Source organism: Streptomyces sp. NPDC007875, assembly GCF_042868035.1.
GTDB classification, from domain to species: domain Bacteria; phylum Actinomycetota; class Actinomycetes; order Streptomycetales; family Streptomycetaceae; genus Streptomyces; species Streptomyces antimycoticus.
This window is the reverse complement of record NZ_JBIADZ010000009.1, coordinates 128,311-152,252: the sequence shown is the minus strand read 5'-3', so window position 1 is coordinate 152,252 and position 23,942 is coordinate 128,311. Positions and strand designations below refer to the sequence as shown.

Below are 23,942 nucleotides of genomic sequence, written 5' to 3'. Positions count from 1 at the left end.
CGAGTCGGTACCGCGCCACCTCGGTGGTTTTACGACGGGACGCTCGCTCCGAGGCGCTGTGCCATCGCCCGTGCCCCATCGAGGACCAACTCGACGTAGTGCTCCTTCTGCGCGTCGCCCCACCGCGGGGTGGGCACCGAGATGCTCATGGCCGCCACGCAGTTGCCGAGCCGGTCGTACACCGGCGCGGCGACACAGGCCGCGTGGTCATTGGACTCGCAGTACTCCTCGGTCCAGCCCCGCTCGCGGGCCTCTTCGACCTCGGCCAGCAGCCGCTTCCGCGTGGAGATGCTGTTCGACGTCATCTGCTGCAGCGCCTTGTCGTTCGGGAACAGCTCATCGAGTTCCCGGGCCGGCAGGGCGCTCAGCAGCGCCTTTCCGCCCGCGGTGCAGGACGCGAGCAGCCGGCTGCCCACCTGTGACACCAGCCGGACCGAGTACTTGCTGTCGATGCGCACGATGAACACCGCGAATCTGCCGTCCCGCACGACCACCTGGACCGTTTCGCCGCAGGCCCGCGCCACGTCGCCGGCACACTCCCGGCCCACGGTGGCGAGGTCGAGGCCGCGCTCGTAGCCGGCGCCGAGCCGCAGGGCGTTGAGCCCTATGGCGACGCGTCCGGTCTCCTTGGAGACGGTCACATAGCCTCGGTCGGCCAGTGTGTTGACGAGTTCGTGCGTGGTGGCACGGGGCAGGCCGAGGTGCTGGGTGATCTCCGGAACCCGTAGCCCCTCGTCCTGGTCGACGAGCAGCTCCAGGATGTCCAGGCCCCGGCGCAGAGCCGGAGCGGTGAGTCGCGCCACGATGTCCTCCCAGCACACCTACCAACAGACAGCGTCCAAAATATCAGACGTCTAGGTCTGGGAGACAGTCGACCGGTCAGTCGTTCGCGGGTACGTCCGCATGGCGTCCCGGCTCGGGCTCGGGCAGCGCCTCGGTGTTGCGGGCGCGGAGGCCGTCGAGAGAGATACGGAGCAGGCGGCGCCACTGGCCGGGGTGGCTGTCGCCGGTCGCCTGCACGATCTGGCTCAGGGATGCGCTGAGCAGGACCAGGTCGGCGGTGGTGACACCGGCGCGCAGAAGGCCGGCGTTCAGGCAGCGGGTGCGCAGCTCGTCGATGAAGGCGTCGCGGTACTGGGCACACGCACGCGAGGGGGCGCCGGTGGCGGCGTAGCTCTCGACCAGGGCGCGGTTGCGGGCCTGATGGGTGAGGGTCTGCTCGAAGAAGCCGGTCAGGGCCTCCCAGGGGTCTTCGGTCGCCTCCGCCGCCTGGTGGGCGGTGGTGAGCCAGCAGGTGAACTCCCGCTCCAGGACGGTGGCGAGCAGGTCGTCCTTGGTCGGGAAGTGGCGGTAGAGCGTGCCCATGCCGACGCCGCTGCGCCGGGCGATCTCGCGGACGTCGACCGTGCCGCCCCGCTCGGCGAAGACCATCCCGGCCGCCTCGATGATCGCGGCGCGGTTGCGCTCGGCGTCCGCCCGGCGGGCGCGCTTGGCCGGGGGCTGCGTGGGCGTGGACTGGTCGGCGCTGGTCACGGCATTCAGAGTACAAGCGGCCCTTCCGGAGCACTCGCTCCGGTTGTGTTAGGTTCAAGAGGAGCGGCCGCTCCGGTTTGCTGGCGCGAGAGGCCCCCGCCTCCACACGCCTGCTCCCGCCCGAGCCCGGCTCCCAGACAGAACCGCCGGCGGACCACCGGTCCGCCAGATGAGGAGACCTCCTTCCATGGCAACACTCGGCTTCATCGGCAGCGGTCGGATCGGCACGAGGATCGCCCGGCTCGCGATCGCGGCGGGTATCGACGTCGTCCTGTCCAATTCCCGCGGGCCCCAGACCCTGACCGAGACGATCACGGAGCTCGGGGAGCGCGCCCGGGCCGCGACGCCCGAGGAGGCGGCCCGAGCGGGCGACTGGGTGGTGGTGAGCATCCCGCTGGCCGCCTACCGGCGGCTTCCGGCCGCCGCGCTGGCGGGCAAGGTCGTGCTCGACACGATCAACTACTACCCGTTCCGCGACGGGAACTTCGAAGCGCTGGACTCGGGCGAGACCACCACCAGCGAACTCGTCCAGAAGCACCTGACCGGCGCGAAGCTCGTCAAGGCGTTCAACAACATCAACGACCAGCACATCCCGGCGCTCGCCCGCCCCGCGGGCGCCGCCGACCGCTCCGCCCTCCCGATCGCCGGCGACGACCCGGAGGCGAAGGCGAGCGCCGCCGCCCTCATCGACCAGTTGGGCTTCGACACCGTCGACGCGGGCCCCCTGGCCGAGAGCTGGCGCTTCGAGCCGGAGACCACTGCTTACGTGGCGCCCTACTACGCCGACAAGGACGCGCTCAAGGACTTCGTGGCCACGATGAGCGAGGAGATCAGGGCCGGCCGCCCGATGCAGACCCTGCCCCCCGAGGACCCTGGCACCCCGCTGTCCGCGCACCGACTGCGCGCTCTGCTGGCCGAGACATCACGCATCCTCCCCGCCGACCGCGCGACGCGCTGACCCCGGCCCCCGCTGACGGCGCTGACGGCGCGCAAACGCACAGGCCGGTCGGCTCCGAGGCGCTACGGGGTGTCCGGCGGATCTTTCCCCTCCCCGCCCCTTCCCGATACCAGGGGCTCCGCCCCTGGACCCCGGGGGCTGGGGCGGAGCCCTGCCACGCGGCGGAGCCGCACATCGATGCCGCCGGACGGGACGAGGAGCCCGCCCGCCTCTACCCGATACCAGGTGCCTCGCCGCTGGACCCGGGGTCCGGGGCAGAACCCCGCCACGCGGCGGAGCCGCACATCGATGCTGCGAGAAGGCGCGGGGAGACGAGCAGCCCGCCCACCCGCGCCCGTTGCCAAGGGCCCTCGCCTCGGGCCCCGGGGCCCGGGGCAGAGCCCCATCGCGGGAAGAGGTGGGGAGGGGAGCACCCCGCCGCAGGCGTCGCGATCCCGCCGGACACTCCTGGAGCCGACCGGATGACGGCCGGACGCACCGGCCATCTCCCCTGGCGCCGCTGGTCAGTTGACGTCGAGGGCGATCCGGCCCAGCTCGCCGAGGTCGGCGACCAGGCGGTCACCGGCACTGATCGCCGTCGGGGCGCACAGGGTGCCGCTCAGGACGATGTCACCGGCTTCCAGTCGCCGTCCGCCACGCAGCAGGTGGCGGGCCAGCCACGCGACCGCCTCGGCGGGGTCGCCCATGACGGCGGCCGCGCTCCCCGGCACCGTCCGGGAGCCGATCGACAGCGTGGCGGTGATCTTCGCCAGGTCCGCTGAGGCCGGTGGGGCAACCGGGGACCCCAGCAGCGCGCGAGCGGCGTTGGTGTTGTCGGCGACGAGCATGGGGAGCGTCCGCGCGCCGCCGCGCCACCTGCTGTCGACGATCTCGAAGGCCGGCGCGACGGCGGCGGTGGCGTTGCGGACGTCCTGCGCGGTCACCTGCGGGCCGGGCAGCGCCTCGCCCAGGGTGAAGGCGATCTCCACCTCTGCCAGGGGGGTGAACAGCCCGGCCGTGGCGAGGGGTTCGCCGTCCGCCAGCAGCCGGTCGGCGAGCAGGTGGCCGGCGGCGGGCTCGTCGGCGCCGAAGGTGTCCCGCACGGGCTGTGCCGTGAGGCCGATCTTGTAGCCGATCACCCGACCACCGGCGGCGACCGCCAGATCGCGGGTCGCGCCCTCGACGGCATAGGCCATTTCGAGGTCATCGAGCTGATCGGCCGCGGTGGCGTCGACCGCGGTGGAGTCGTCCGCGGTGGCTGCGTTGCCGGCTTGCCACAGCCGTCGGCCCAGGTCCGCGATCAGGTCCTTCTTCATCGATCTCTCCTTACGAGCCCTACGGAAGCCACGAGTCCTACGAGCCCTACGAGCGCTGGTGACCAGGGATGATCACAGCACGGCCGGTGGCACCCTGCGACAGCGCGGCGTAAGCCTCGTTGATCGCCGACAGTTCGTATTGTTCCCCGAGCAGCTTGTCGAGGGGCAGGCGGCCGGTCTTGAACAGTTCGACGAGCTTGGGGATGTCGACCGGTGTGTTGGCCGAGCCGTAGAGACTGCCGATCAGCCGCTTCTCCTGCTGCACCAGGGGGTTGATGGGCACAGCCGCGGTGGCGCCGACCTTGCCGAGGCCGACGGCGACGGCGGTCCCGCCGGTGCCCACGACCTCGACCGCCTGGGCGAGCGTCTGGGGCGTGCCGACCGCGTCCAGCGACCATGCCATCGGCTTCGGCGAGATCCTGGTGAGTTCCTCGGTGAGGCGGTGCGTACGGGCGTTGACCGCATGGGTGGCGCCCAGCTCGAGTGCCTTCTCCAGCTTGGCGTCCACCGTGTCGACCGCGACGATCGGATCGGCGCCGACGAGGCGCAGCCCCATGACCGCGCTGAGTCCGACGCCGCCGGCGCCGATGACCACGACGCCTTCTCCGGTGGCGTCCTTCATGACGTTCAGCGCCGCTCCGGCCCCGGTCACCACGGCACATCCGGCGATCGCCGCGATCTCCGGCGGGATGGCCGGGTCGATCGTGAGGACCGACCGTTCCGAGACGACGCACTGCTCGGCGAAGCAGGAGACCCCCATGAGGTGGTGGACCTTCTCGCCGTTCAGATTCAGCCGCTGCGTCCCGTCGAGCAGGCCGTTGGAGGCCGCCTGCACCCGGCCGAGCGCGCACAGGGCGGGGCGGCCGGTCGTGCAGAACTCGCAGTCGCCACACCGCGGACGCCACAAGGTGATGACGGTGTCGCCGGGGCGGACCCGGGTCACTCCCTCCCCCACCCGCTCGACGATGCCGGTCCCTTCATGCCCGAGCACCGCGGGCAGGCGGACGTTGAGATCGCCGTTCATGTAGTGCAGGTCGCTGTGGCATACGCCGGCGGCGAGCACGCGGAGGGTGACCTCGCCCGGTCCGGGGTCGCCGAGGTCGACGTCCTCGACGGTCAACGGCGCACCGGGCCGGTGCAGTACTGCTGCCTTCATTGAGCCACGCCTCACTGTGTACGGATCACCGTGTACGAAATTTCAGACGTCGTCTTACAGGTTGTCTTGCGGGTTGAGTATGTGAGCCGGGCTCAGTCGCCGTCAAGCACGTTGACGAGGGCGCCGACGCATGCAACCGTGTCTTGAGATTGAGACCGTGTCTCATATTTAAGACCGAATAAGGGAGCGTGCTTGATGACCGATGCGACGAACGCGCAGGTCCTGGCGCATAAACTCGACGCCGCCGCAGGCGCGTTCGAGCAGTGGAGCCGCCTCCAGCCGGCCGACCGCGCCCCGTTTCTCGAGGCCATCGCCTCCGCACTCGAAGAGGCCGCGCCGAAGCTCGTGGCGATCGCGGACGAGGAGACGTCCCTCGGGCAGACCCGGCTGCAGAACGAGATGGTCCGCACGGTGTTCCAGCTCCGGCTCTTCGCCGAAGTGGTGACGCGGGGGGAGTATCTCGGGGCCACGATCGACCGCGCCGACCCCGCGTGGCCGATGGGCCCACGGCCCGATCTGCGCCGGGTGCTCGAACCACTCGGCCCCGTAGTCGTCTTCGCCGCGAGCAACTTCCCGTTCGCGTTCAGCGTGGCGGGCGGGGACACCGCCTCGGCGCTCGCGGCGGGCTGCCCGGTCGTGGTCAAGGCCCACTCCGGCCACCCCAGGCTCTCGGCCGCCACGGCGGAGGTGGTGCACCACGCGCTGCGGTCCGCGGGCGCACCCGAGGGACTCTTCGACGTGATCTTCGGTACGGAGGCCGGCCGGGCCGCCATCGTGGACCCCCGGGTGAAGGCGGGCGCGTTCACCGGATCGATCGAGGCGGGCCGAGCGCTTTTCGACCTCGCCACGGGCCGTCCGGAGCCCATACCGTTCTTCGGTGAACTCGGCAGCGTCAACCCGGTGTTCGTGACGGAGGCCGCCGCCGAGCGGCGCGGGCCCGAGATCGTCTCCGAGTTCGTCGGCTCGTTCACGCTCGGCGCCGGACAGTTCTGCACCAAGCCCGGCATCCTGCTGGTCCCGGCCTCGGCCGAGCTGGTGGACCGGCTTCCCGGCGCGGTTCCGGGAAACCCGTTGACGTTGCTCAACGATCGCATCCGGACCTCCTATGCGAGTGCGGTGCGGGAGTTGCGCGATACGGCCGGGGTGCGCGCCGTGGTGAGTGGCGACCCCGCCGCCACGGATCCGTCGCCGACGGTGCTGTGCACGACCTCGGCCGAACTGCTCGGTGACCCCGAGGCCCTCATCCGGGAGGTGTTCGGACCGGCCGCGCTGGTCGTCGAGTACGCGGACGAGAGCGAACTGCTCGACGTGGCGAAGGTCATCGACGGGCAGCTGACCGCGTCCATCCAGGGCGAGGACGACGATGCCATCGCGGCGGAGTTGATCAGGCTCCTCGCCGCCAAGGCCGGACGTGTGCTCTGGAACCAGTGGCCCACGGGCGTGTCGGTCACCTATGCCCAGCAGCACGGCGGCCCCTACCCGGCCACCACCGCGCCGGGCACCACCTCGGTGGGGACCGAGGCCATCTCCCGGTTCCTGCGGCCGGTCGCCTATCAGGGCGTGCCACAGCACCTGCTGCCGCCCGCCCTGCGCGACGCGAACCCACTGGGGATCCCCCAGCGGGCCTCCTGAGGCCGGGCCGCGGCGCACGCGGGTAAGGGGCCGTGCGCGCGCGGGAAAGGGCCCGCTTCCCCCGGCGGGCCCTTTCCCGTACCCGGACCGTTCAACGGATGCGACCGCTCACGGCATGTGCGGGTGAGGTCGCTCAAGGCATGCGGAGGTGATGCCGCGCGATGGCTTCGCTCGCGTTCAGGCCGAGCAGTTGCAGGCTGCGTGCGTACTCCTCGCGCAGGATCGTGACGGCACGCTCCACGCCCCGCTCGCCACCGGCCATCAGGCCGTACAGATAGGCACGGCCGATCATGACCGCGTCCGCCCCGAGTGCCCGCGCGGCGAGGATGTCCTGGCCGTGTGTGACGCCGCTGTCCAGGATCACGGTGGCGTCAGGGCCGAGCTCCTCGCGTATCCCGGGCAGCACCGTGAGGGTGGCCGGCGTGCGGTCGAGCTGCCGCCCGCCGTGGTTGGACACGATCACACCGTCCGCACCCGCCTCGACGACCCGGCGCGCGTCGTGCGGGCTGAGGATCCCCTTGACCAGCAACCGGTGCGGCCAGTGGGCGCGCAGCCATGCCAGGTGCTCGTAGCTCAGTGTCGGTTCGAAGACGACGTCGGCGACCCGCACGGCGTCGATCGTGTCGCCGGTCACGCCGCTCATGCCATTCAGGCCGCTCAGCGACGCGAAGGTGATCGGGGCCGTGGTCAGCTTGTTCAGCGCCCAGGACGGGTAGCGGGCCATGCCAAACAGCGTCCGCAGGGTGAGCGAGGGCGGGATCGTGAGGCCGTTGCGCATGTCCTTGGGGTGCCGCCCCGCCACCGGCGTGTCGACGGTGAGGACCACGGTGGTGAACCCGGCCGCGAGCGCGCGGTCGAGAAGCTCCGTGTTGAGGCGCTCGTTCCGGGTCAAGTAGAGCTGGAACCAGTGTTCGCCGCCGGGAGCCGCCGAGGCGACGTCCTCGACGGTCGAGGTGCCCACGGTGGACAGGGTGTAGGGCAGGCCGTGGCGGGCGGCCACGCGCGCGACCGCCGCCTCACCCTCGTGGTGCATCATCCGGGTGTAACCGGTCGGCGCGAAGATCAGCGGCATCGCGATCTCCCGGCCGAACAGCCGCGTGGACAAGTCCGGATGGTCGACCGGCGACAGGTACTCCGGCACGAGTTCGACCGCCGCGAACGCCGCCCTGTTGCGCCGCGCGGTCAGCTCCGCGTCGGCCGCGCCGTCGACGTAGTCGAACACCGCACGGGGAGTCGTGCGCACCGCCACCGCGCGGAGATCGCCGATGGTCAGCGCGGCCCCGAGCCGCCGCTCGACCGGGTTGAGGGTCGGCCGGCGCAGTTGCAGAACCTCCCGTAGCTCGGTCCACCGGGGTCGCTGCCGCGCCACACGAGGCCGCTTGGGGGCTGCGGATGCCGCTTGGGGCTGGGTGCCGGTCACTGTCATGCCTCTCGATGTGCGGGTGTCGAAGGCCGTTCGACGAACGACGAGATATCAGACGCTGTCTGAGAAATCGGAGTGTCGCTTGTCGTTTCGGCGGGCGTCAAGCCTTGACGTGCGACGCACACGTGGGCACCATCTGGTTTGCATATAAGACAGCGTCTTATATTTCAGACATAGGAAGGGTGCCATGCAACTCGGTCTGGCAGGCAAAACCGCTCTCATCTGCGCGTCCACCTCCGGTCTCGGCCGGGCGACCGCCCGGGCCCTGGCGGAGGAAGGCGTCAACGTCGTGGTCACGGGCCGCTCGGGCGAGCGAGCCAAGGAGGTGGCGAGCGAGCTGCCGGGCGCGGTCGGCGTGGGCTGTGACCTGGTCGCGGACGGCGGCGCGGAGCAGCTCCTCACGGCGGCCCGCGAGGCCGTCGGCGACCTCGACATCCTCGTACTGAACGGGCCGGGGCCCGCCCCCGGACCGGCCCGCGCCACCGACACCGCCGGGGTCGAGCAGGCCATCGCCACGCTGGTCACCCCCCAGCAGATCCTGGTGCAGGGCACGCTGCCGGCCATGGTCGAGAAGGGATGGGGCCGCATCCTGAGCATCAGCTCGACGAGCGTGCAGGCGCCCCTGCCGAACCTTTCGCTGTCCAACCTCGGGCGGGCCGCGCTCGCCGGATACCTGAAGACCCTCGCCGCCGAAGTCGCCACGCACGGCGTGACGGTCAACTCCCTGCTTCCCGGGCGCATCGCCACCCCGCGCGCCCGGCAGATCGACGAGGCCACCGCCCAGCGCACCGGCCAGTCACTCGACGAGGTCGAGGCCGCGTCCAAGGCCACGATCCCGGCCGGGCGCTACGGCGACCCCGATGAGTTCGGCGCCGTCGCCGCGTTTCTGTGCAGCGCCCAGGCCGCGTACGTCACAGGCAGTGCCCTGCGGTGTGACGGCGGCATGGTGCCGACTCTCTGACGCGGTCGCCACGTTCACCCGACTCCCCCAGACGAGAGCAGCGCAGCCGCATGAGTCATATTCCCGTCACCGACACACCAACCGACGCCAGAGCCGGCCAGTCCCCCGGGGCGCCCCGGGCCGCCATCCGCCGAACGGCCCTGGCCGGCATGATCGGCACCACGATCGAGTGGTACGACTTCTACATCTACGGCCTCGCCGCGGCACTGGTCTTCGGCACGGAGTTCTTTCCCGAGTTCTCACCGGCGGCCGGCACGCTGGCCGCGTTCGGCACATTCGCGGTCGGCTTCATCGCCCGTCCGCTCGGCGGAGTGATCTTCGGTCACTTCGGGGACCGCGTGGGGCGCAAAAACGCGCTCATGCTCACGCTGTTCCTGATGGGCGCGGCGACCGTGATCGTCGGTCTGCTGCCGGGCTACCAGACCATCGGCATCTGGGCGCCCATCCTGCTGGTCACGCTGCGCTTCCTCCAGGGCTTCGCCGTCGGCGGCGAATGGGGCGGCGCGGTGACCATGGTCGTGGAGTCCTCGCCACGGGACCGGCGCGGCTTCTACGGGAGCCTGCCGCAAATGGGCGTGCCACTGGGGCTGGTCCTGTCGTCGACCGTGTTCGCGGTGGTCTCCACACTGCCCGATGACGACCTCCTCGCCTGGGGCTGGCGCATCCCCTTCCTGCTCAGCATCGTGCTCATCGCGGTCGGGCTGTTCCTCCGTTCGCGCATCACCGAGACACAGACATTCACCCAGGTCAAGGCGTCGGGGCGGGCGCGCAAGGTGCCCGCCATGGAGGCGTTCCGCCACCATGGGAAGGCGATCGCCCTCACCGTCGGCATGTATGTCTCGGCCGGTGTCCCCTTCTACATCGTCTCGGTTTTCGTGCTGTCCTACGGCTCTTCCCACCTCGGGATGTCGCGGAGTGTGCTGCTGACCGGGATGCTCATCGCGGCGGTGGCCGAGGCGCTGACGGTGCCCTGCTTCGGCGCGCTGTCGGACAAGCACGGCCGACGGCCGGTGTTCCTGAGTGCCGCCGCGTTCACGGCCGTTCTCGCCTTCCCGTTCTTCTGGCTGCTGGCCACCGGGCAGACGGGGCTCGCCTGGCTGGCCATGCTGCTCGCGCTCGCCGTGGCGCACGCGGGGATGTACGCGCCCACCGCGGCGCTGTACGCGGAGCTGTTCCCCGCCAACGTCCGGTACACCGGTACGTCGATCGGCTATCAGCTCGGCGGTGTCGTCGCCGGGTTCGTGCCGCTCGTGGCGGGCGCACTCGTCAACGCGGCCGACGGCGCCTCCTGGCCCATCGCCTCCATCTGGGCGGGAGCGGCGCTGATCGGGCTGGTCTGCGCGCTGATCGTCCGGGAATCCCGGGGCCGCGATCTGCATCCCCAGCACGACGCCTGAGCCGGGGAATTCCCTCCCCCTGCCCACCCACTGACCTGCCCACATACTGACCCGCATGTTTCCCGACCGGAGGTGAAGCTCCATGACCGCCAACAAAGTCCACGTACTGAGCTGCGGAGCGATGAGCTGCGATCTGACATGGCTGCTGCTCAAGGCCGGCCGTACGATGCGGACGCGCAGCGAGCACCAGCGGCCGCCCGAGTGGTACTCCTGCACCACCCACTGCGTCCTCGTGGAGACCCCTGGGGGAACCCTGCTGTGGGACACCAGCTGTCCCCGCGACTGGGAGACCCGCTGGGCCCCGACCGGTCTGCAGGAGTACTTCCCCTACGACCAGGTGAGCGACGAGGAGTATCTCGACGCGCGGCTCGGCCAGCTCGGCGTCCAACCGCAGGACATCGACTACCTGGTCCTGTCCCATCTCCACTTCGACCACGCCGGGAACATCGGCATGTTCACCGGCACCGGTGCGAAGCTGGTGTGCCACGAGAAGGAGAAGGAGTTCGCCTTCGGCTTCGACGGCGCCTTCAACGGTGCCCATCTCAAGGCCGACTACGCGGCGTGTGACTTCGACACCGTCAGCGGTGACACCGAGATCCTGCCCGGTGTGACCCTCATCGAGGCTCCCGGGCACACGCCCGGCACCATGGCGATGAAGGTCGACCTGCCGCAGACCGGGACGATGCTCTTCACCTCGGACGCCGTCTATATGGGTGACTCCTACGGCCCGCCGGCCACCCCCGCCGCCATCGTCAACGATCTGTCCGCCTGGTACGGCTCGGTGGAGAAGATCCGCGGCATCGCCGAACAGTCGGACGCCACCGTCGTCTTCGGCCACGACGCCGAGCAGCTGCGCTCGATGCGGCTCGCCCCCAGCGGCTTCTACGCCTGATCGTCCGGGTCCCGGCCGGCGCTCCGGTACCGTTTCGCCGCGTCGCTGGGACCCAACCGATCCCCAGGAGGAACGCGTATGAGCACCACCGCTCCGGCCGGACCCGAGTCCGTTTTCACCTACGGCGCCCCGGCGCTGAAGTTCGGGCCGGGAGCATCCGACGAGATCGGCTTCGACCTCGCCCAGCACGGGGCCCGCCGGGTCCTCGTGATCACCGACGCCGGGGTGGCCGCCACCGGCGCGCCGCACCGCATCGCCGAGCGGATGTCCGCGTTCGGCATCGAAGCCCACGTCTTCGACGGCGTACACGTGGAGCCCACCGACGTCAGCCTGCGGCAGGCGGTGGACCATGCGCTGGCGTCGGGCCCGTGGGACGCCTTCGTCGCGGTGGGCGGCGGCTCCAGCATCGACACCGCCAAGGCCGTCAACCTGCTCAGCACCAACCCCGGCGAGCTGATGGACTACATCAACGCGCCGGTGGGCAGGGCGCTGGCGCCCGCGAACCCCCTGGGGCCGCTGGTCGCGGTCCCCACCACCACCGGAACCGGCGCGGAGAGCACCACCATCTGCGTGCTCGACGTCCTGGAGCTGAAGGTCAAGACCGGCATCAGCCACGCCCGGCTGCGGCCCACACTCGCGGTCATCGACCCTGACCTGACCTTCACCCAGCCCGCCGGGGTGACCGCCGCCAGCGGCATGGACATCCTCTGCCACGCGCTGGAGAGCTACACGGCCCGCCCGTACGACACCTACCCACGCAAGAGCCCCGAACAGCGCGTGCCGTACTGCGGCGCCAATCCCATCTCCGACGCGTGGTCGGAACGGGCGCTGCACCTGCTCGCGCAGTCCTTCCGCACCGCGGTCCGCGACGGCGACAACGCCCAGGCGCGGTCCGACATGGCTCTGGCGGCAACCTTCGCCGGACTCGGATTCGGCAACGCGGGCGTCCACATCCCGCACGCCAACGCCTACCCGATCGCCGGGCGGGTGAAGGACTTCCACCCCGCCGGCTACCCCGCACACGAGCCGATGGTGCCCCACGGCATGGCGGTCTCGCTCACCGCGCCGGAGGCGTTCCGGTTCACCTTCTCCGCCCAGCCCGAGCGGCATCTGCGGGCCGCGGAACTCCTCGCCCCGGGGATGGAACGCCCTGCCGACCCCGCCGAGTATCTGCCCACCGCGATCGAGCAGTTGATGCGCGACATCGGCATGCCCAACGGCATCGGCGGTGTCGGCTACGGCGAGGGAGACATCCCGGCGCTGGTGGAAGGTGCCATGAAGCAGCAGCGACTGCTGTCCACCGCTCCGCGCACGGTCACCGAGGACGACGTGGCCGGCATCCTCGACCGCTCTCTGACGCTCTGGTGATGTGAGGACCCATGGCCATTTATGAACTCGCCTGCGAGACCGGACACCGCTTCGAGGTGATCCAGTCGTACACCGCCCCGCTGCCGGGCTGCCCGGACTGCGGCGGCGCCACCCGCAAGATACCCAGCAGCTTCGCCCTGGGTGGCACGGCCACCGTGCCACCGCCGCCGGAGCGGATGCCGCAGACCTGGAAGGGGACGTACCGCGGCGACCGTGACTATGTGACCGACCTGCGGCGCACGGCCGAGTCCCGGCAGAAGCTGGAGGACAAGTACCCCGAACTCGCCGGCGACCGGCGGCCGATCGTCGCCCACGAAGGCAGATACGAGGCAGCGCCGCTGCGCGCGGGCGACGCGGTGCCCGCTCCCTCGGAAGGGGCCGGGCATGGCCACGGCCACTCCCACGGCCACGGACACGGGCACTCGCATACGCACGGCCATGGGCACGGCCATGGGCAGGCTCAGGAGAGCGCCAAGAGCCGCCCCGCGACGGACGACTGAGCCCTCGGCGGACCGATCCGGAGAGCCGACACGGATATATGGTCAGGGTTACCTGACTTCGATGCGTGTCGGGTTCGATGGAGGTCTCATGGGCAGCGGGAACGACGGGCTGACGCCGATCCGTGACGTGGCCGACCACTTCGGCCTGCCGCTCTCGACGCTCCACTCCTGGGAGCGGCGGGAGTTGGTCGCGCCGACCCGGCGGGCGGGGCAGCGGTGGTACGACACCGAGCAGCTCTACCGGGTCGCGCTGATCAAGCTGTGGCGTACGACCGGGCTGATCGGCGTGGAGCACATCGCCGAGATGTCGGCGACGGGCCGGGCTGGCGGGAGGCCGTGCCCGAGCTGATCGCCGGGTGCGAGCGGCGGCGGGCGGAGCTGGACGAGGCACTCGACTATCTGAACCGGCAGCCTGGATGTCGTCGTCAACAACGCCGGTTACGGCCTCTTCGGCATGGTCGAGGAGGTCACCGAGGCGGATGCGCGCGCCCAGTTGGACACCAACCTCTTCGGCGCCCTGTGGGTCACCCGGGCGGTACTCCCCCAGCTTCGCGCGCAGGGGCACGGCCGCATCCTCCAGGTGTCATCCATCGGCGGGGTGTTCGCGCTGCCCGGCCTCGGCCTCTACCACGCCTCCAAGTTCGCCCTGGAAGGCCTCACCGAATCGCTCGCCGCCGAATTCGCCGGCTTCGGCATCAAGGTGCCCCTCGTGGAACCGGTCGGATACGCCACGGACTGGGCCGGATCCTCCGCCGTGCACACGGAACGGCTGCCCGCCTGTGACGACTTCCGCGCCACGATGCGCCGCGCCGCGGCCGTACGCCAGGACCCCGCCGGCCACCCGGAAGGCGATCCTCGCACTCGCCGACGCCGACGAGCCGCCGTTGCGGTTCTTCCTCGGAACGGGACCGCTCGATCTGATGCGCCAGGTCTACCCGGCGCGGCTCGCGGAGTGGGAACGCTGGGAGGCGGTCTCCACCAGAACCGCGGACGCCGCCCCCGCGCCCGCGGCCGCCGACAACGCCGGGTGACCGCCGCGTCAGCGACCCCGAGAGCACCTCCCATCCACCCGCGGCGCCGTCGAGACCGGGCGTGGCCGACACCGCCCACTCGCTCCTGACCTACCGAAGGTGACATGTAAGGTGTGCGCATGTCTCTGTCGCACGCGCTGCTGGGCCTCCTCGCCGTCGAGCCCGCGAGCGGCTACGAGCTGACGAAGGAGTTCGAGCGCGATCTCGGGCGGTACGCCTGGCAGGCCGGCCACACGAGCGTGTACCCCGAGCTGATCCGGCTGGCGGAGCGAGGGCTCGTCGAGGTGACGCATGAGGGCGCCCGCCGAAGCCGGACCTACGCGGTGACGGACAAGGGCCGCGAGGAGCTGAGGAGTTGGCTGCTCGCACCATGGGGGCAGGGCGTGGTGCGCAACGAGCAGGTCCTGCGGCTGTTCCTTCTCGAAGCACTGGAACCGCACGAGACCGTCACCGCGCTGCGCGGCGTCGTCGAACACACCGAGGAGCGCATCTCCGAACTCCGCAGGCTGCGCGAGAAACGAGATGTCGAACCACCAGAGGGCCGCGACATCCTCGGTCAGCTCGCCACGGAGTACGGCCTGCGCCAGTACCAGGCGCTGCACGACTGGGCGCTATGGGCCATCGAACACGTCAACAAGCGCCAAGGATCCGACTCGGCCTAGCGTTGCCTCCTCCGCCGTAAGGATGCGGAGAAGCGGCCGGGCGGCCGCCATGCACCCCGCCCCTGCGAGCCACCAGGCATGCCGCACGTATCGCTGCGCGGCGCTGCCCCACACATGACGACCTCGACATGTCGCCGGGCACCCCAGGCGGACCGGATGCCGCCGAACACTTCAGCCGGGCCGCGACCGTCGCGGCCCGTCACCTCCAGTCGCTGAACCGGCGTGCCCGGCGCTGCTGCCTGCGGCCGCGAATGAGGTCCAGCCGATCGCCCGGCTGCCCGCCGCCGTACGGCTGCCCGGGGGCCGTGTCGTCCAGTGGCGGGGGCGTGAACCGCTGCGACACCTGTTCCGGGAACGTCCTGCCATCCCGTTCCGGAGCGAACTCCATGCCGGAGGACATCACGCGCGGCACGAGGACGAGCGCCTGTCCGAGCCGGTTGACCCCCAGCATCAGCAGGATGGTCGCCGAGGATGCCGCCACCTTCGCGTCCACCACGTGTGCGACGGCCGTCATCCCTACCCGGGTGACCACCAGCAGACCCCACAGCCACAGGCCGACCGCCGGCATCCGCGCCCACAGCACCCCGGCGCGCCGCTCCAGCCGGATCGTCACGCCCTGAGCCGCCCCGATGCCCGCGGCGAGCAATGCGCCGATCGCGAGACACACCACGTCGGTGGTGGTCGGATGGCGGCCATGCCGGCCCAGGTCGGCTATGCCGATTGCGGTGAGGACCACGGGCAGCAGCATCAGCCGCCGCCCGGTGAGTGCCTCTCCACGCAACTGGCGCGCGATGAGGGCCACCACGACGACTACGGCGGCCAAGACCTCGAAGAAGCTCATACGTCCCTCTGTCTATGGGATGGGAACCACGCACGGTCGGCGACTCTACATGTCAGGTACGACATGTCAAAGGTGGCTGTCTAGGTGCAGGCAGACCTATGACACCCCCGCAAAATGAACGCACGCAGCCCAGGACAAGTCGAAGTTGACATGTCGAATCAGGTGGATGCAGAGTCCCTTGGGCGACAGGCGGAACAGCACCCGAGTGACCGCCCTTTCAGCAGGCCGTGCCGCACGCCCGCCCCCCGTACCGCGCCAAGGCCCGCCCCATGGGCCGAGCACCCGAAATGAATCAGGAGCTTTCGACAAGTGAGACCTCTGCACGGAATCGACATCGAGCGGGTACGAGCGTTCGCCGATGCGGTCTTCGCCATTGCCATCACGCTTCTCGCCCTGGAGATATCCGTCCCCGAGGGTCTCCCCACGGCCGACCTCGGGCACGGCCTGGAGGAGGCGCTCCCGTCCGTCGCCGGGTACCTGCTCAGCTTTGTCGTGGTCGGGGCGCTGTGGATTTCCCATCACCGGCTGTTCCACATGGCCAAGGTGCTGGACGGTCCGCTGCTCTACCTGGATCTGGCGCTGATGGCCCTCGTCGCCGCGCTGCCGTTTCCCACGAAGGTCATCACGGAGTACCACAGCAACGCGATCGCGACCTCGCTGTACGCCGGCACGATCACCCTGGCCGCTCTGCTGATCACGGCCATGGCGATCCGTCTTCTCAGCCGCCCCGACCTGCGCAAGAGCGACACATCGCGCTCTCTGGTCACCCAGTCGCTCCGGCAGGCGGTGGGTGTGGCGATCGTCTTCGGAAGTTCGGTCCCGGTGGCGATGGTCTGGTCCGACGCGGCGGAGTACTGGTGGCTGCTGGCCGTTCCCGTCCGGTTCTGCCTCGCCCGGCGCCGCCCCGAGACGAACGAGCAGACAGCGGTCGCGGCGCCCTGCCCCTCCCCGTGACCGCGGAGGCGGCGGCCCCGGAGGCGGCGGCCCCGGAGGCGGCGGCATTCGCACACACGGCTCAGCCGTGTGTGCGCCGCCGGTAGTAGTGCACGGTGACGACGGCCAGCAGCGGCCCCCACGCCACCAACGGCACGTAGCAGACGTTCATCAGCCACTCTCCCCACCGCGTGATCTCCATATCGGCGTGCAGCGTGGTCCAGGTGAACAGCACACCGTAGATCGTGCAGGCGAGCGCGCCCAGCGCCGCCGGCAGGACCGCGGCGGATACGGGGATACGGCGGCCTCTCAGACCCGGGATCCAGCGCGGCCACACCTCGCCCCATGGCCGCACCAGCCCCAGCGTCAGAAAGGCCAGGGCTTCCTGGAACGCGGACAGCAACGGCACGGCGAGATACCCCCAGCCGGGGATGAGCATCGCGTCGTACTCGGATTCGGCGAGCCCCAGCGGGACGCCGAGCACCACCGCGAGTCGCCAGAGCGCGGACGGCGCGGATGCCCATAAGGTCGCGGCCGCCACGCGCCTGGCCCACGAGGGGACGGGCGCAGCGGTCATGAGGGGCGAGGGGACGGGTGGCGACGCACTGATGGACATGACGGCGGCTCCCCTGTGCGTGCTTACTCCGACACCCCGGAGATTGCCACGCACCGTCCCACGGCCACATCCATCCGGAGAACGCGACGGCGTCCACCTCGGGGCGCATGCGCGAAGGCGGCAGTCAGACCTTGGGACCACTATCGGTCGTGCGTCAGCGTCAGCGAGCAAGGTCGGTGACGTCCGCCCAGCCTCCTGGGAAGGAGGACAGATTCCGGCCGCATTGGCTCCTAACCTGCAGTCGAGCCACCGCTGAGAGCTGAGAGGGAGAAACGATGCGCATCGCTGTCACCACCCCGACCGGAAACGTCGGCCGCCACGTCGTCGCCACACTGGTCCGCGCCGGGGTCCGGCCGCGCGTCTTGCTGCGCGACCCCGCCCGGCTGGCGCCGGAGGTGCGAGACGCGGTGGATGCCGTGCCGGTCGACCAATACGACGCCGATGCGGTGGTGGCGGCGACCGCCGATCTCGACGCGCTGTTCTGGGTGAACCCGGCCAGCGGCAGCGGGGATCCGCTCGCCGAATACGACCGCGCCACCAGGAGCGTGGTCCGCGCCGTCACCGAGAACCGGATCGGCCGCGTCGTCTTCCAAAGCAGCGTAGGCGCCGAGAAACGTCATGGTGCCGGTGAGATCGACGGCCTGGCACAGACCGAGACCGCTTTGGATGGCACGGGCGCCGACGTCACCCACCTCCGCTGCGGATACTTCTTCACCAATCTCGAACGTCAACTCGGGGCCCTACGAACCGGAACCCTCCAGGTGATCCTTCCGCTCGACCAACCCATGGCATGGGTGTCGCCGCGCGACATCGCCGAGGTCGCCGCCACCCGTCTCCTCTCCCCCGCCTGGTCGGGGCACTGTGCACAGGCAGTTCATGGGCCCGCCGACCTCACCTGGGGACAGGTCGGCGACATCCTTACCGCCGCCACCGGTCGACGGATCGGCGTCGAACAGATCACGGACGACGCCATGCGCACCCAGCTCCACCAGGCAGGGATGACCGAGAGCCTGGTCGAGGCCGTGATCGGAATGTCGACGGGCCTGCGCGAAGACTTCGTACCCGAACAGCGCCGTAGCCTCCGGACCACCACCCCGACCACCCTCGCCGCCTGGGCCTACGACCACCTCCGGCACCGGCTCGCCGACGCGTCGTAAGTCATCCGGAGTCATCCGGTCACTCGGCCACCACCGCGAGTGCCTCGATCTCCATGAGGAACTCCGGCCGCACCAGCGAGACGACCTGCACCGCCGAGGCGGCCGGCAGCCGGTCGTCGGGTATGTGGAGGGCACGGGCCTCGCGAATGGCGGGCATATGGGCCATGTCCGTGACGAAGTAGGTCAACTTGATCACGTCGTCGAACGTGGCACCGGCGGCGCCGAGGCAGCGTCGCAGGTTCTCGAAGACCTGGCGGGCCTGGGCCGCCGGGTCTCCCTCGCCGACGATGCCGCTCGCCTCGTCCAGCGCGAGCTGGCCGGAGACGGCCACGAAGTGCCCGGTGCCCTTGACGACGTGGGAGTACTGGGCGGCGGGCGCGACCCCGTCCGGGGCGGGGATCCTGATCAACTCACTCATAGGTGCAGCCCTATCACGGGCCCGGCAACGCCCGCCCCCGATCCCTTGGTCAGGGCGTCCATGAGGAAGCCGACGAGCACGCCACCGATGCGACCGCCTACCGCGAGGTGGCGCTCACGCCGCGGGGAGGCGCTCCTCCGCGAAGGCAACGGCATCGGCGACGGCCTTGTCCGCAGCCGGGAGGGGACCGGCGAGGAGATGCCATACGTGTCCCATCCCCGGTGCGACGTCCAGCCGGGTGGGCACGGCGTCCTCGGCCAGTTTGGCGGCCAGCCTGATGGCGTCGCTGAGCATGACCTCATGACCGCCGATCTGGATCAGTACGGGTGGCAGTCCACGCGTGTCGGCGAAGACCGGAGAGGCCAGCGGGCTGTTCCGCGGGGCACTGCCCAGGACCACCTCGGCGGCGCGGCGCAGCCCTTCGCGGCTGACGGACGGGTCGACGGCGTCCAGGGTGAACATCGTGGCCCCGGTGTGTTCCAGATTGGCCCAGGGAGAGATGGCGACCGAGGCGGCCGGCATCGGAAGGCCCTGGTCACGGGCCGCGACAAGGGCGCTGACCGCCATCGCGCCACCGGCCGAGTCACCGGCGAACACCACGTTCTCCGGCGTCACTTCCTGCGCCAGCAGCCAGCGGTAGGCCGTCACGGCGTCATCGACGGCGGCCGGGAAGACCGCCTCCGGGGCCAGTCGGTAGTCCGGCACCAGAGCGCGTGCCCGCAGGCGCCGGACGAGAGTGCCGACCAGACCGCGGTAGCCCTGCGGATCCCCCACGATGTACGCGCCACCGTGCAGATAGACCAGGTGCCGACCGGGGACGGGGTCCGCGGCGGTCGCATACTCGGCGGCCACCCCGCCCGCGTTCACCTGGCCGAAGGTCACCCCGTCCGGCGCCGGAAAGCTGTCCTGGAAGAACCTCCGGTAGGCGAGCCGGATGTCCTCCAGGGTGTCGGGACCCTTCCCTGCGGCCGCGTCGAAGACGCCGCCACTGCGGATCGCCCACTCCTGGTAGAAGGCGGGGACATCGATGGTGACCACGACTGATCCTCCTCAGAACACGTGAACAGCGACTGCGTTCCAGCCGCGCCCTGCGAGTCTCCGGCCCTCACATCAGCGTGAAGGTCAAGCGCGAGCGTGAACTCAGCACCGCGCCCGGGACCGGTCCCGACGGGGGTCCATACGGTGGCGGGCATGATTCGAATGACGCGCCGCGGCGTGCTGGTCGGTGTGGCGGCCTTGGTGCTGGCGCTGGCCGGTTTCGGCGCGTACTTGTTGTGGCCCGCCCCCACTCTCGATGCCGCCGACGTTGACGCGGCGCTGCCGACCAAGCGGGACCTGCCCGGGTTCATCCCGCACGACGGGCTCACCGGATCCCTGTCGGTGCCGACCGGCAACAAGGACGGCAGATCCGTCCTGGCCGGCACCGACCTGGACAAGCAGTGCCGGAAGTGGCGCAAGGAAGGCGACGGCTGGGCGTGCCGGCACCTGCACGGGGCGGGCATGGTCGTGCTCGAGCGGTCGGAGAACGTGTTCTTCCGGGTCAAGTCCGATGTCCTCGCCTACGACGACCAGGACGCGGCGAAGGCAGCCTGGGACGGACTGGTGGCCGACAACCGCGGCAAGATCGACAAGATCCCAGCCGCCGCGGAGCACTCGTCCGATCTGGGGGACTCGGGCCGGTCCTTCGAGGCCCCGGGCGTCACGGTCCTGGCGATCCGGGTCAAGACGGTGGTCGTGGAGGCCATCATCTGGGACGGGAGCGACCAGGTGAGCGAGGAGGACGAGGACGCGATGGTGAAGAAGTGGCCCACGCTGCAGCTCTCGAAGATCGAGGAGCAGCTCGGCTGATGATCAGCGGTGCCGCATGCCGCGGCCGCGGCGGTACCGGTCGTCGGCACGACCGACGGCCTTGACGGGAAGAGTGGCGACATGGACGAGCGGACGGCCCACCCTCCGGACGAGAACGTCCCCTCCGGCGACGGCTCGGGCGAAGGCTCCGGCTCCAGCTCCGGCTCCGGCTCCGGCTCCGGCTCCGGCTCCGGGCAGCATGAGGGCGAGCGGCTACGGGCCGAGCGCGACCGCCTCCGGGAGGAGGTCGCCCAGCTCAGACTCCAAGTGGAGGAGCAACGGGCCGCCGCCTCGACTCCCGTGCCCGGCCCCGCCCCTGAGGGGGCGGCGGCCGGGGTCGCGGGGAAACCAGCGGATGGCGTACCCGCCGCCCGCGTACTCCAGGAGCCGCCACCCGCCGCCGCTCCGTGCCCCCCGTCCGCCCCTCCGGGTTCGGCCCCCTCCCCCGCACATCCGCACGATGCGCGGATCTCCCGCCGGGGCCTGCTCTTCGCCGGCGGGGCCGCCGTGGTCGCCGCGGGCGCAACCACCGCCGCCACCGCCGCACTCCTCGCCCTTGACGACGACTCGCCCTCTTCCCCCCGCGCCCGCTCCAGTCCCCGCCCCCGGCCCGTGACGAGCATTCCCGCCCACCCCACGATCCGCCGCCTCGCCACCCTCAGGGGCCACACCGGCACCGTCGGCGGGTTGTGGTTCAGCCCGGACGGGCAGACCCTGGCCTCCAGCGAGGCCGACGTGGGGAACCTGCAGCTGTGGGACGTCCGCACTCACCAGCGGATCCGCGCGCCGCTGACCTCGGCCCTCGTCGTCTTCCAGTCCGCGGCGATCAGCCCGGGCGGCGAGACGCTCGTCACCGGCGGTGCGGACAGGACGCAGTTCTGGCAGCTCCCCTCCCTACGCCGAAGCGGCAGGTCACTGGAGCTGCCGGATCACACGCTACGGCCGTTCGAGGTGGTCGCCCTCAGCCCGGACGGCAGGACGCTGGCCACGGGGGGCACGGGCGGCGAGGACCTGTGGCTGTGGGATGTGGCGTCGCGCAGACAGCGCGGCAAGGTGCTGACCGGACACGAGGGTGGTGTCGATGGCCTGTTGTTCAGTCCGGACGGCAGGACCCTGGCCGTGAGCAGCCATGTCCGCGACGGGGTCGTGCGGTTGTGGGACGTGGCGTCCCACAGACAGCGGGGCAAGCCGCTGACCGGACACCAAGGTGGTGTCGGCGCCATGGTGTTCAGTCCGGACGGCACGACCCTGGCGGTGAGCGCGAGTGTGGGCGCCGATGGCCTCGTACGGCTGTGGGACACGGCCACCGGCACCCAGCGCGGTGAGCCGCTGCGCGCCCGCACCGTCGGTGTCGGCGCGCTGGCTTACAGCGGGGACGGCAAGACCATCGTCACGCTCGGCTTCTACAGCGGGCTCACCTTGCGCTTCTGGGACGCGGCCACGCACAAGGAACGCGCGAAGCCCCTGGAGCTCGCCCGCCTGTCCCAGCCCACGGCCTTCACGGCGGATGGTCTGACGCTGGCGACCGGCAGCTACGAGGACCATGGCATCCGGCTCTGGCAGGTCGAGTAGACGTCCGGTCGTCCGGTCTCGCGGCAAGCGCATCACACGGAGTGGAACAGGGAATGGCGGGAGCGGGCATGGACGAGCGAGAACCCTCGCCGGAGGGCCGACACGGCGCCGCATCCGGTACGGGGCGAACCGGGCCGGACGGGAAGCCGACGGAAGCGGACGCCGAGGCCGAGGAACTGGCCCGGCTCCGCGCCGAACGCGACCATTTGCTGGCCGAACGCGAACGCCTCCGCCACGAGCTGAACGGACCGCCCTCGCACCCACCGCGGAGCCCCCCGGAGCCCCCACCCCACCTCCCCGCAGGTCCCGACGCGCCGCTCCAGGGGGCCGGCACCCCGCCGCCCGCCCGGCGCCGTCTGCTCATCGGCGCGGGCGCGGCCGTCGTGATGGCCGCCGTGGCCGTACGCACCGGCATCGCGCTCCTCGACGGCGACACGGACGACGCGAAGGACACCGCCCGCGCCACGCCCGGCCCGCACGCCTCCGGCAACCCGTCCCCCACACCCGCGCGGACACCCCCGCCCGTCGCCATCCCCGCCGGTCCCCAATTGCGCCCGCTGGCGACCCTCAAGGGACACCGGGGCGACATCGGCACGCTGCGCTTCAGCCCGGACGGGAAGACCCTCGCCTCCAGCGAAGCCCACGACGGTGTGCTGCGGCTGTGGGACGTGACCACCCACAAGCAGCGGGCGAAAGCCCTGCTCTCCTCGCTCGTCGTCTTCAAGGGCGTGGCCTTCAGCCCGGACGGCCGGATCGTGGCGACCGGCCACGAGAGCAGGGCCCAGTTCTGGGACGCGACCACCCTGCGCCCGCGCGGAAAGGAGATCGCGAAACACGACGATCCTTTCCTGTCGTTTGAGACGATCGCCTTCAGCCCGGACGGCACGATCTTCGCCACCAGCGGCTTCATCGATCAGGAGATCCGCTTCTACGACGTGGCCACCCATCGGCAGAAGGCCACGCCCCTGGAGTCGAAAGGCGCCGACAAGCTGGTGTTCAGCCCGGACGGGAAGACCCTCGCCAGCGTGGACGAGTCCGGCATGGACGGCGTGCGGCTATGGGATGTGGCCACCCGCACGCAACGCCCTCAACCGCCGAACGACTTCTTCGGCGGCTCCGACCACATGGCCTTCAGCCCGGACAGCAAGGCCCTGGCCGTCGCCGGCAGTTCCACCGACGTCCGCTTCTTCGACCCGCTCACCGGCAAGGAGCGCGGCAGGCCCCTCGACAGCCACGTCGGCTCCGTCACCAGTCTGGCCTACTCCACGGACGGCAAGAGCGTCCTCACCGCCGACTACAGGGGCCTGCACCTGTGGGACGCATCCACCCACATGCGCCGAACCACCCTCACCGTCCCCGGAGACACGTCCATCGCCCAACTCGCCTTCAGCCCCGACGGCCGCACCCTGGCCACCCTCGGCTTCCAGGACAAGACGATCCACCTGTGGCGTCTGGAGTAGCCCGGTGTGCCGCAGGCCGCCGCCATCGACGGTCGGCGACATGCGGCCGCCGGGCGTTCCCTCGCCGACCCCCGCCAACTCGTGCCTCGCGGGCGGGTGCCGCCCACGGCCACCTAGTGCGGGACCTCGAAATTGGACCGTACCATTGACACCCACTGGTCTAGTCCTGTTTTCTCGTGGGCGCGCAGCCTCCCCCCACGCCGTCCGATCACCCCGTCCCACCTCGGTTCGGCTCCGCCTTCCCCCACACCAAGGAGCGGTTCCCATGAGCCTCCGTTTCCCCTTGAGC

The 23,942-nt window shown here is 70.8% G+C and carries 24 protein-coding genes and 1 pseudogene; 16 read left to right on the top strand and 9 right to left on the bottom strand.

Annotation, left to right across the window (positions count from 1 at the left end; translation table 11 throughout):
- Positions 1-29 precede the first annotated feature (29 nt).
- Entirely contained in the window at positions 30-803 is a 774-nt protein-coding gene (locus ACFYOY_RS20475) for an IclR family transcriptional regulator (protein ID WP_351887846.1), read from the bottom strand.
- 76 nt (positions 804-879) lie between these two features.
- Positions 880-1,533 carry a TetR/AcrR family transcriptional regulator gene (locus ACFYOY_RS20470; protein WP_351887843.1) on the bottom strand — a complete coding sequence of 218 codons (654 nt, stop codon included), beginning with the start codon at positions 1,531-1,533 and terminating at the stop codon, positions 880-882.
- A gap of 187 nt (positions 1,534-1,720) precedes the next feature.
- On the opposite strand from ACFYOY_RS20470, the gene ACFYOY_RS20465 reads away from it, so the two are divergent.
- Positions 1,721-2,491, top strand: coding sequence for an NADPH-dependent F420 reductase (locus tag ACFYOY_RS20465; protein WP_388588567.1), 771 nt, complete (start codon positions 1,721-1,723; stop codon positions 2,489-2,491).
- 503 nt (positions 2,492-2,994) lie between these two features.
- Here ACFYOY_RS20465 and ACFYOY_RS20460 read toward each other — a convergent pair.
- Positions 2,995-3,786, bottom strand: coding sequence for a 2-keto-4-pentenoate hydratase (locus tag ACFYOY_RS20460; protein WP_388588564.1), 792 nt, complete (start codon positions 3,784-3,786; stop codon positions 2,995-2,997).
- A 46-nt stretch (positions 3,787-3,832) separates the two neighbouring features.
- Positions 3,833-4,942, bottom strand: coding sequence for an alcohol dehydrogenase catalytic domain-containing protein (locus ACFYOY_RS20455; protein WP_351887834.1), 1,110 nt, complete (start codon positions 4,940-4,942; stop codon positions 3,833-3,835).
- 195 nt (positions 4,943-5,137) lie between these two features.
- Between ACFYOY_RS20455 and ACFYOY_RS20450 the strand changes: the two genes are divergently transcribed.
- Positions 5,138-6,574: an aldehyde dehydrogenase (NADP(+)) gene (locus ACFYOY_RS20450; RefSeq protein WP_351887831.1), complete on the top strand. Its 1,437-nt coding sequence runs from the start codon at positions 5,138-5,140 to the stop codon at positions 6,572-6,574.
- A gap of 133 nt (positions 6,575-6,707) precedes the next feature.
- Here ACFYOY_RS20450 and ACFYOY_RS20445 read toward each other — a convergent pair whose 3' ends face one another.
- Complete coding sequence (locus tag ACFYOY_RS20445) at positions 6,708-8,000, bottom strand: alpha-hydroxy acid oxidase (protein WP_388588560.1); 1,293 nt, start codon at positions 7,998-8,000, stop codon at positions 6,708-6,710.
- Positions 8,001-8,184: 184 nt separating this feature from the next.
- On the opposite strand from ACFYOY_RS20445, the gene ACFYOY_RS20440 reads away from it, so the two are divergent.
- The 9 genes and pseudogenes from ACFYOY_RS20440 (at position 8,185) to ACFYOY_RS20400 (ending at position 14,808) form a co-directional block, all read left to right on the top strand.
- Positions 8,185-8,958 carry an SDR family oxidoreductase gene (locus ACFYOY_RS20440; protein ID WP_351887826.1) on the top strand — a complete coding sequence of 258 codons (774 nt, stop codon included), beginning with the start codon at positions 8,185-8,187 and terminating at the stop codon, positions 8,956-8,958.
- Between the two features lie 50 nt (positions 8,959-9,008).
- On the top strand, positions 9,009-10,355 hold the full coding sequence (locus ACFYOY_RS20435; RefSeq protein WP_351887823.1) for an MFS transporter: 1,347 nt from the start codon (positions 9,009-9,011) through the stop codon (positions 10,353-10,355).
- An 82-nt stretch (positions 10,356-10,437) separates the two neighbouring features.
- A complete protein-coding gene (locus ACFYOY_RS20430) occupies positions 10,438-11,247 on the top strand; it encodes an N-acyl homoserine lactonase family protein (RefSeq protein ID WP_351887820.1) in 810 nt (269 codons plus the stop codon).
- Positions 11,248-11,325: 78 nt separating this feature from the next.
- Positions 11,326-12,615, top strand: a complete 1,290-nt coding sequence (locus ACFYOY_RS20425) for a hydroxyacid-oxoacid transhydrogenase (RefSeq protein ID WP_351887817.1) — start codon at positions 11,326-11,328, stop codon at positions 12,613-12,615.
- An 11-nt stretch (positions 12,616-12,626) separates the two neighbouring features.
- Positions 12,627-13,115: a zinc ribbon domain-containing protein gene (locus tag ACFYOY_RS20420; RefSeq protein WP_351887814.1), complete on the top strand. Its 489-nt coding sequence runs from the start codon at positions 12,627-12,629 to the stop codon at positions 13,113-13,115.
- 88 nt (positions 13,116-13,203) lie between these two features.
- On the top strand, positions 13,204-13,464 hold the full coding sequence (locus tag ACFYOY_RS20415) for a MerR family transcriptional regulator (RefSeq protein ID WP_351887811.1): 261 nt from the start codon (positions 13,204-13,206) through the stop codon (positions 13,462-13,464).
- A gap of 105 nt (positions 13,465-13,569) precedes the next feature.
- Positions 13,570-13,863, top strand: a pseudogene (locus tag ACFYOY_RS20410) (SDR family NAD(P)-dependent oxidoreductase); the annotation flags it as partial.
- Positions 13,864-13,894: 31 nt separating this feature from the next.
- Entirely contained in the window at positions 13,895-14,146 is a 252-nt protein-coding gene (locus tag ACFYOY_RS20405; RefSeq protein WP_388588892.1) for a hypothetical protein, read from the top strand.
- A gap of 119 nt (positions 14,147-14,265) precedes the next feature.
- Complete coding sequence (locus tag ACFYOY_RS20400; protein ID WP_351887808.1) at positions 14,266-14,808, top strand: PadR family transcriptional regulator; 543 nt, start codon at positions 14,266-14,268, stop codon at positions 14,806-14,808.
- A 199-nt stretch (positions 14,809-15,007) separates the two neighbouring features.
- Here the strand turns inward: ACFYOY_RS20400 and ACFYOY_RS20395 are convergent, their stop codons facing one another.
- On the bottom strand, positions 15,008-15,649 hold the full coding sequence (locus tag ACFYOY_RS20395; RefSeq protein WP_351887805.1) for a hypothetical protein: 642 nt from the start codon (positions 15,647-15,649) through the stop codon (positions 15,008-15,010).
- A gap of 309 nt (positions 15,650-15,958) precedes the next feature.
- Between ACFYOY_RS20395 and ACFYOY_RS20390 the strand changes: the two genes are divergently transcribed.
- Positions 15,959-16,603, top strand: a complete 645-nt coding sequence (locus ACFYOY_RS20390; protein WP_388588552.1) for a TMEM175 family protein — start codon at positions 15,959-15,961, stop codon at positions 16,601-16,603.
- Between the two features lie 61 nt (positions 16,604-16,664).
- Here the strand turns inward: ACFYOY_RS20390 and ACFYOY_RS20385 are convergent, their stop codons facing one another.
- On the bottom strand, positions 16,665-17,198 hold the full coding sequence (locus ACFYOY_RS20385) for a hypothetical protein (RefSeq protein ID WP_388588549.1): 534 nt from the start codon (positions 17,196-17,198) through the stop codon (positions 16,665-16,667).
- Positions 17,199-17,473: 275 nt separating this feature from the next.
- On the opposite strand from ACFYOY_RS20385, the gene ACFYOY_RS20380 reads away from it, so the two are divergent.
- Positions 17,474-18,355, top strand: a complete 882-nt coding sequence (locus ACFYOY_RS20380) for an NAD(P)H-binding protein (RefSeq protein WP_351887796.1) — start codon at positions 17,474-17,476, stop codon at positions 18,353-18,355.
- A 19-nt stretch (positions 18,356-18,374) separates the two neighbouring features.
- On the opposite strand, the gene ACFYOY_RS20375 is transcribed toward ACFYOY_RS20380, so the two are convergent.
- Both ACFYOY_RS20375 and ACFYOY_RS20370 read right to left on the bottom strand, forming a co-directional pair.
- On the bottom strand, positions 18,375-18,773 hold the full coding sequence (locus ACFYOY_RS20375; protein WP_388588545.1) for a RidA family protein: 399 nt from the start codon (positions 18,771-18,773) through the stop codon (positions 18,375-18,377).
- A gap of 114 nt (positions 18,774-18,887) precedes the next feature.
- Entirely contained in the window at positions 18,888-19,811 is a 924-nt protein-coding gene (locus ACFYOY_RS20370; protein WP_388588542.1) for an alpha/beta hydrolase, read from the bottom strand.
- A gap of 153 nt (positions 19,812-19,964) precedes the next feature.
- Here ACFYOY_RS20370 and ACFYOY_RS20365 point away from each other — a divergent pair, with 153 nt between their 5' ends.
- The 3 genes from ACFYOY_RS20365 (at position 19,965) to ACFYOY_RS20355 (ending at position 23,653) form a co-directional block, all read left to right on the top strand.
- On the top strand, positions 19,965-20,621 hold the full coding sequence (locus ACFYOY_RS20365; RefSeq protein ID WP_388588539.1) for a hypothetical protein: 657 nt from the start codon (positions 19,965-19,967) through the stop codon (positions 20,619-20,621).
- Between the two features lie 81 nt (positions 20,622-20,702).
- Complete coding sequence (locus tag ACFYOY_RS20360) at positions 20,703-22,193, top strand: hypothetical protein (protein WP_388588536.1); 1,491 nt, start codon at positions 20,703-20,705, stop codon at positions 22,191-22,193.
- A gap of 68 nt (positions 22,194-22,261) precedes the next feature.
- On the top strand, positions 22,262-23,653 hold the full coding sequence (locus tag ACFYOY_RS20355; protein ID WP_388588533.1) for a WD40 repeat domain-containing protein: 1,392 nt from the start codon (positions 22,262-22,264) through the stop codon (positions 23,651-23,653).
- The last annotated feature ends 289 nt before the right edge of the window (positions 23,654-23,942 follow it).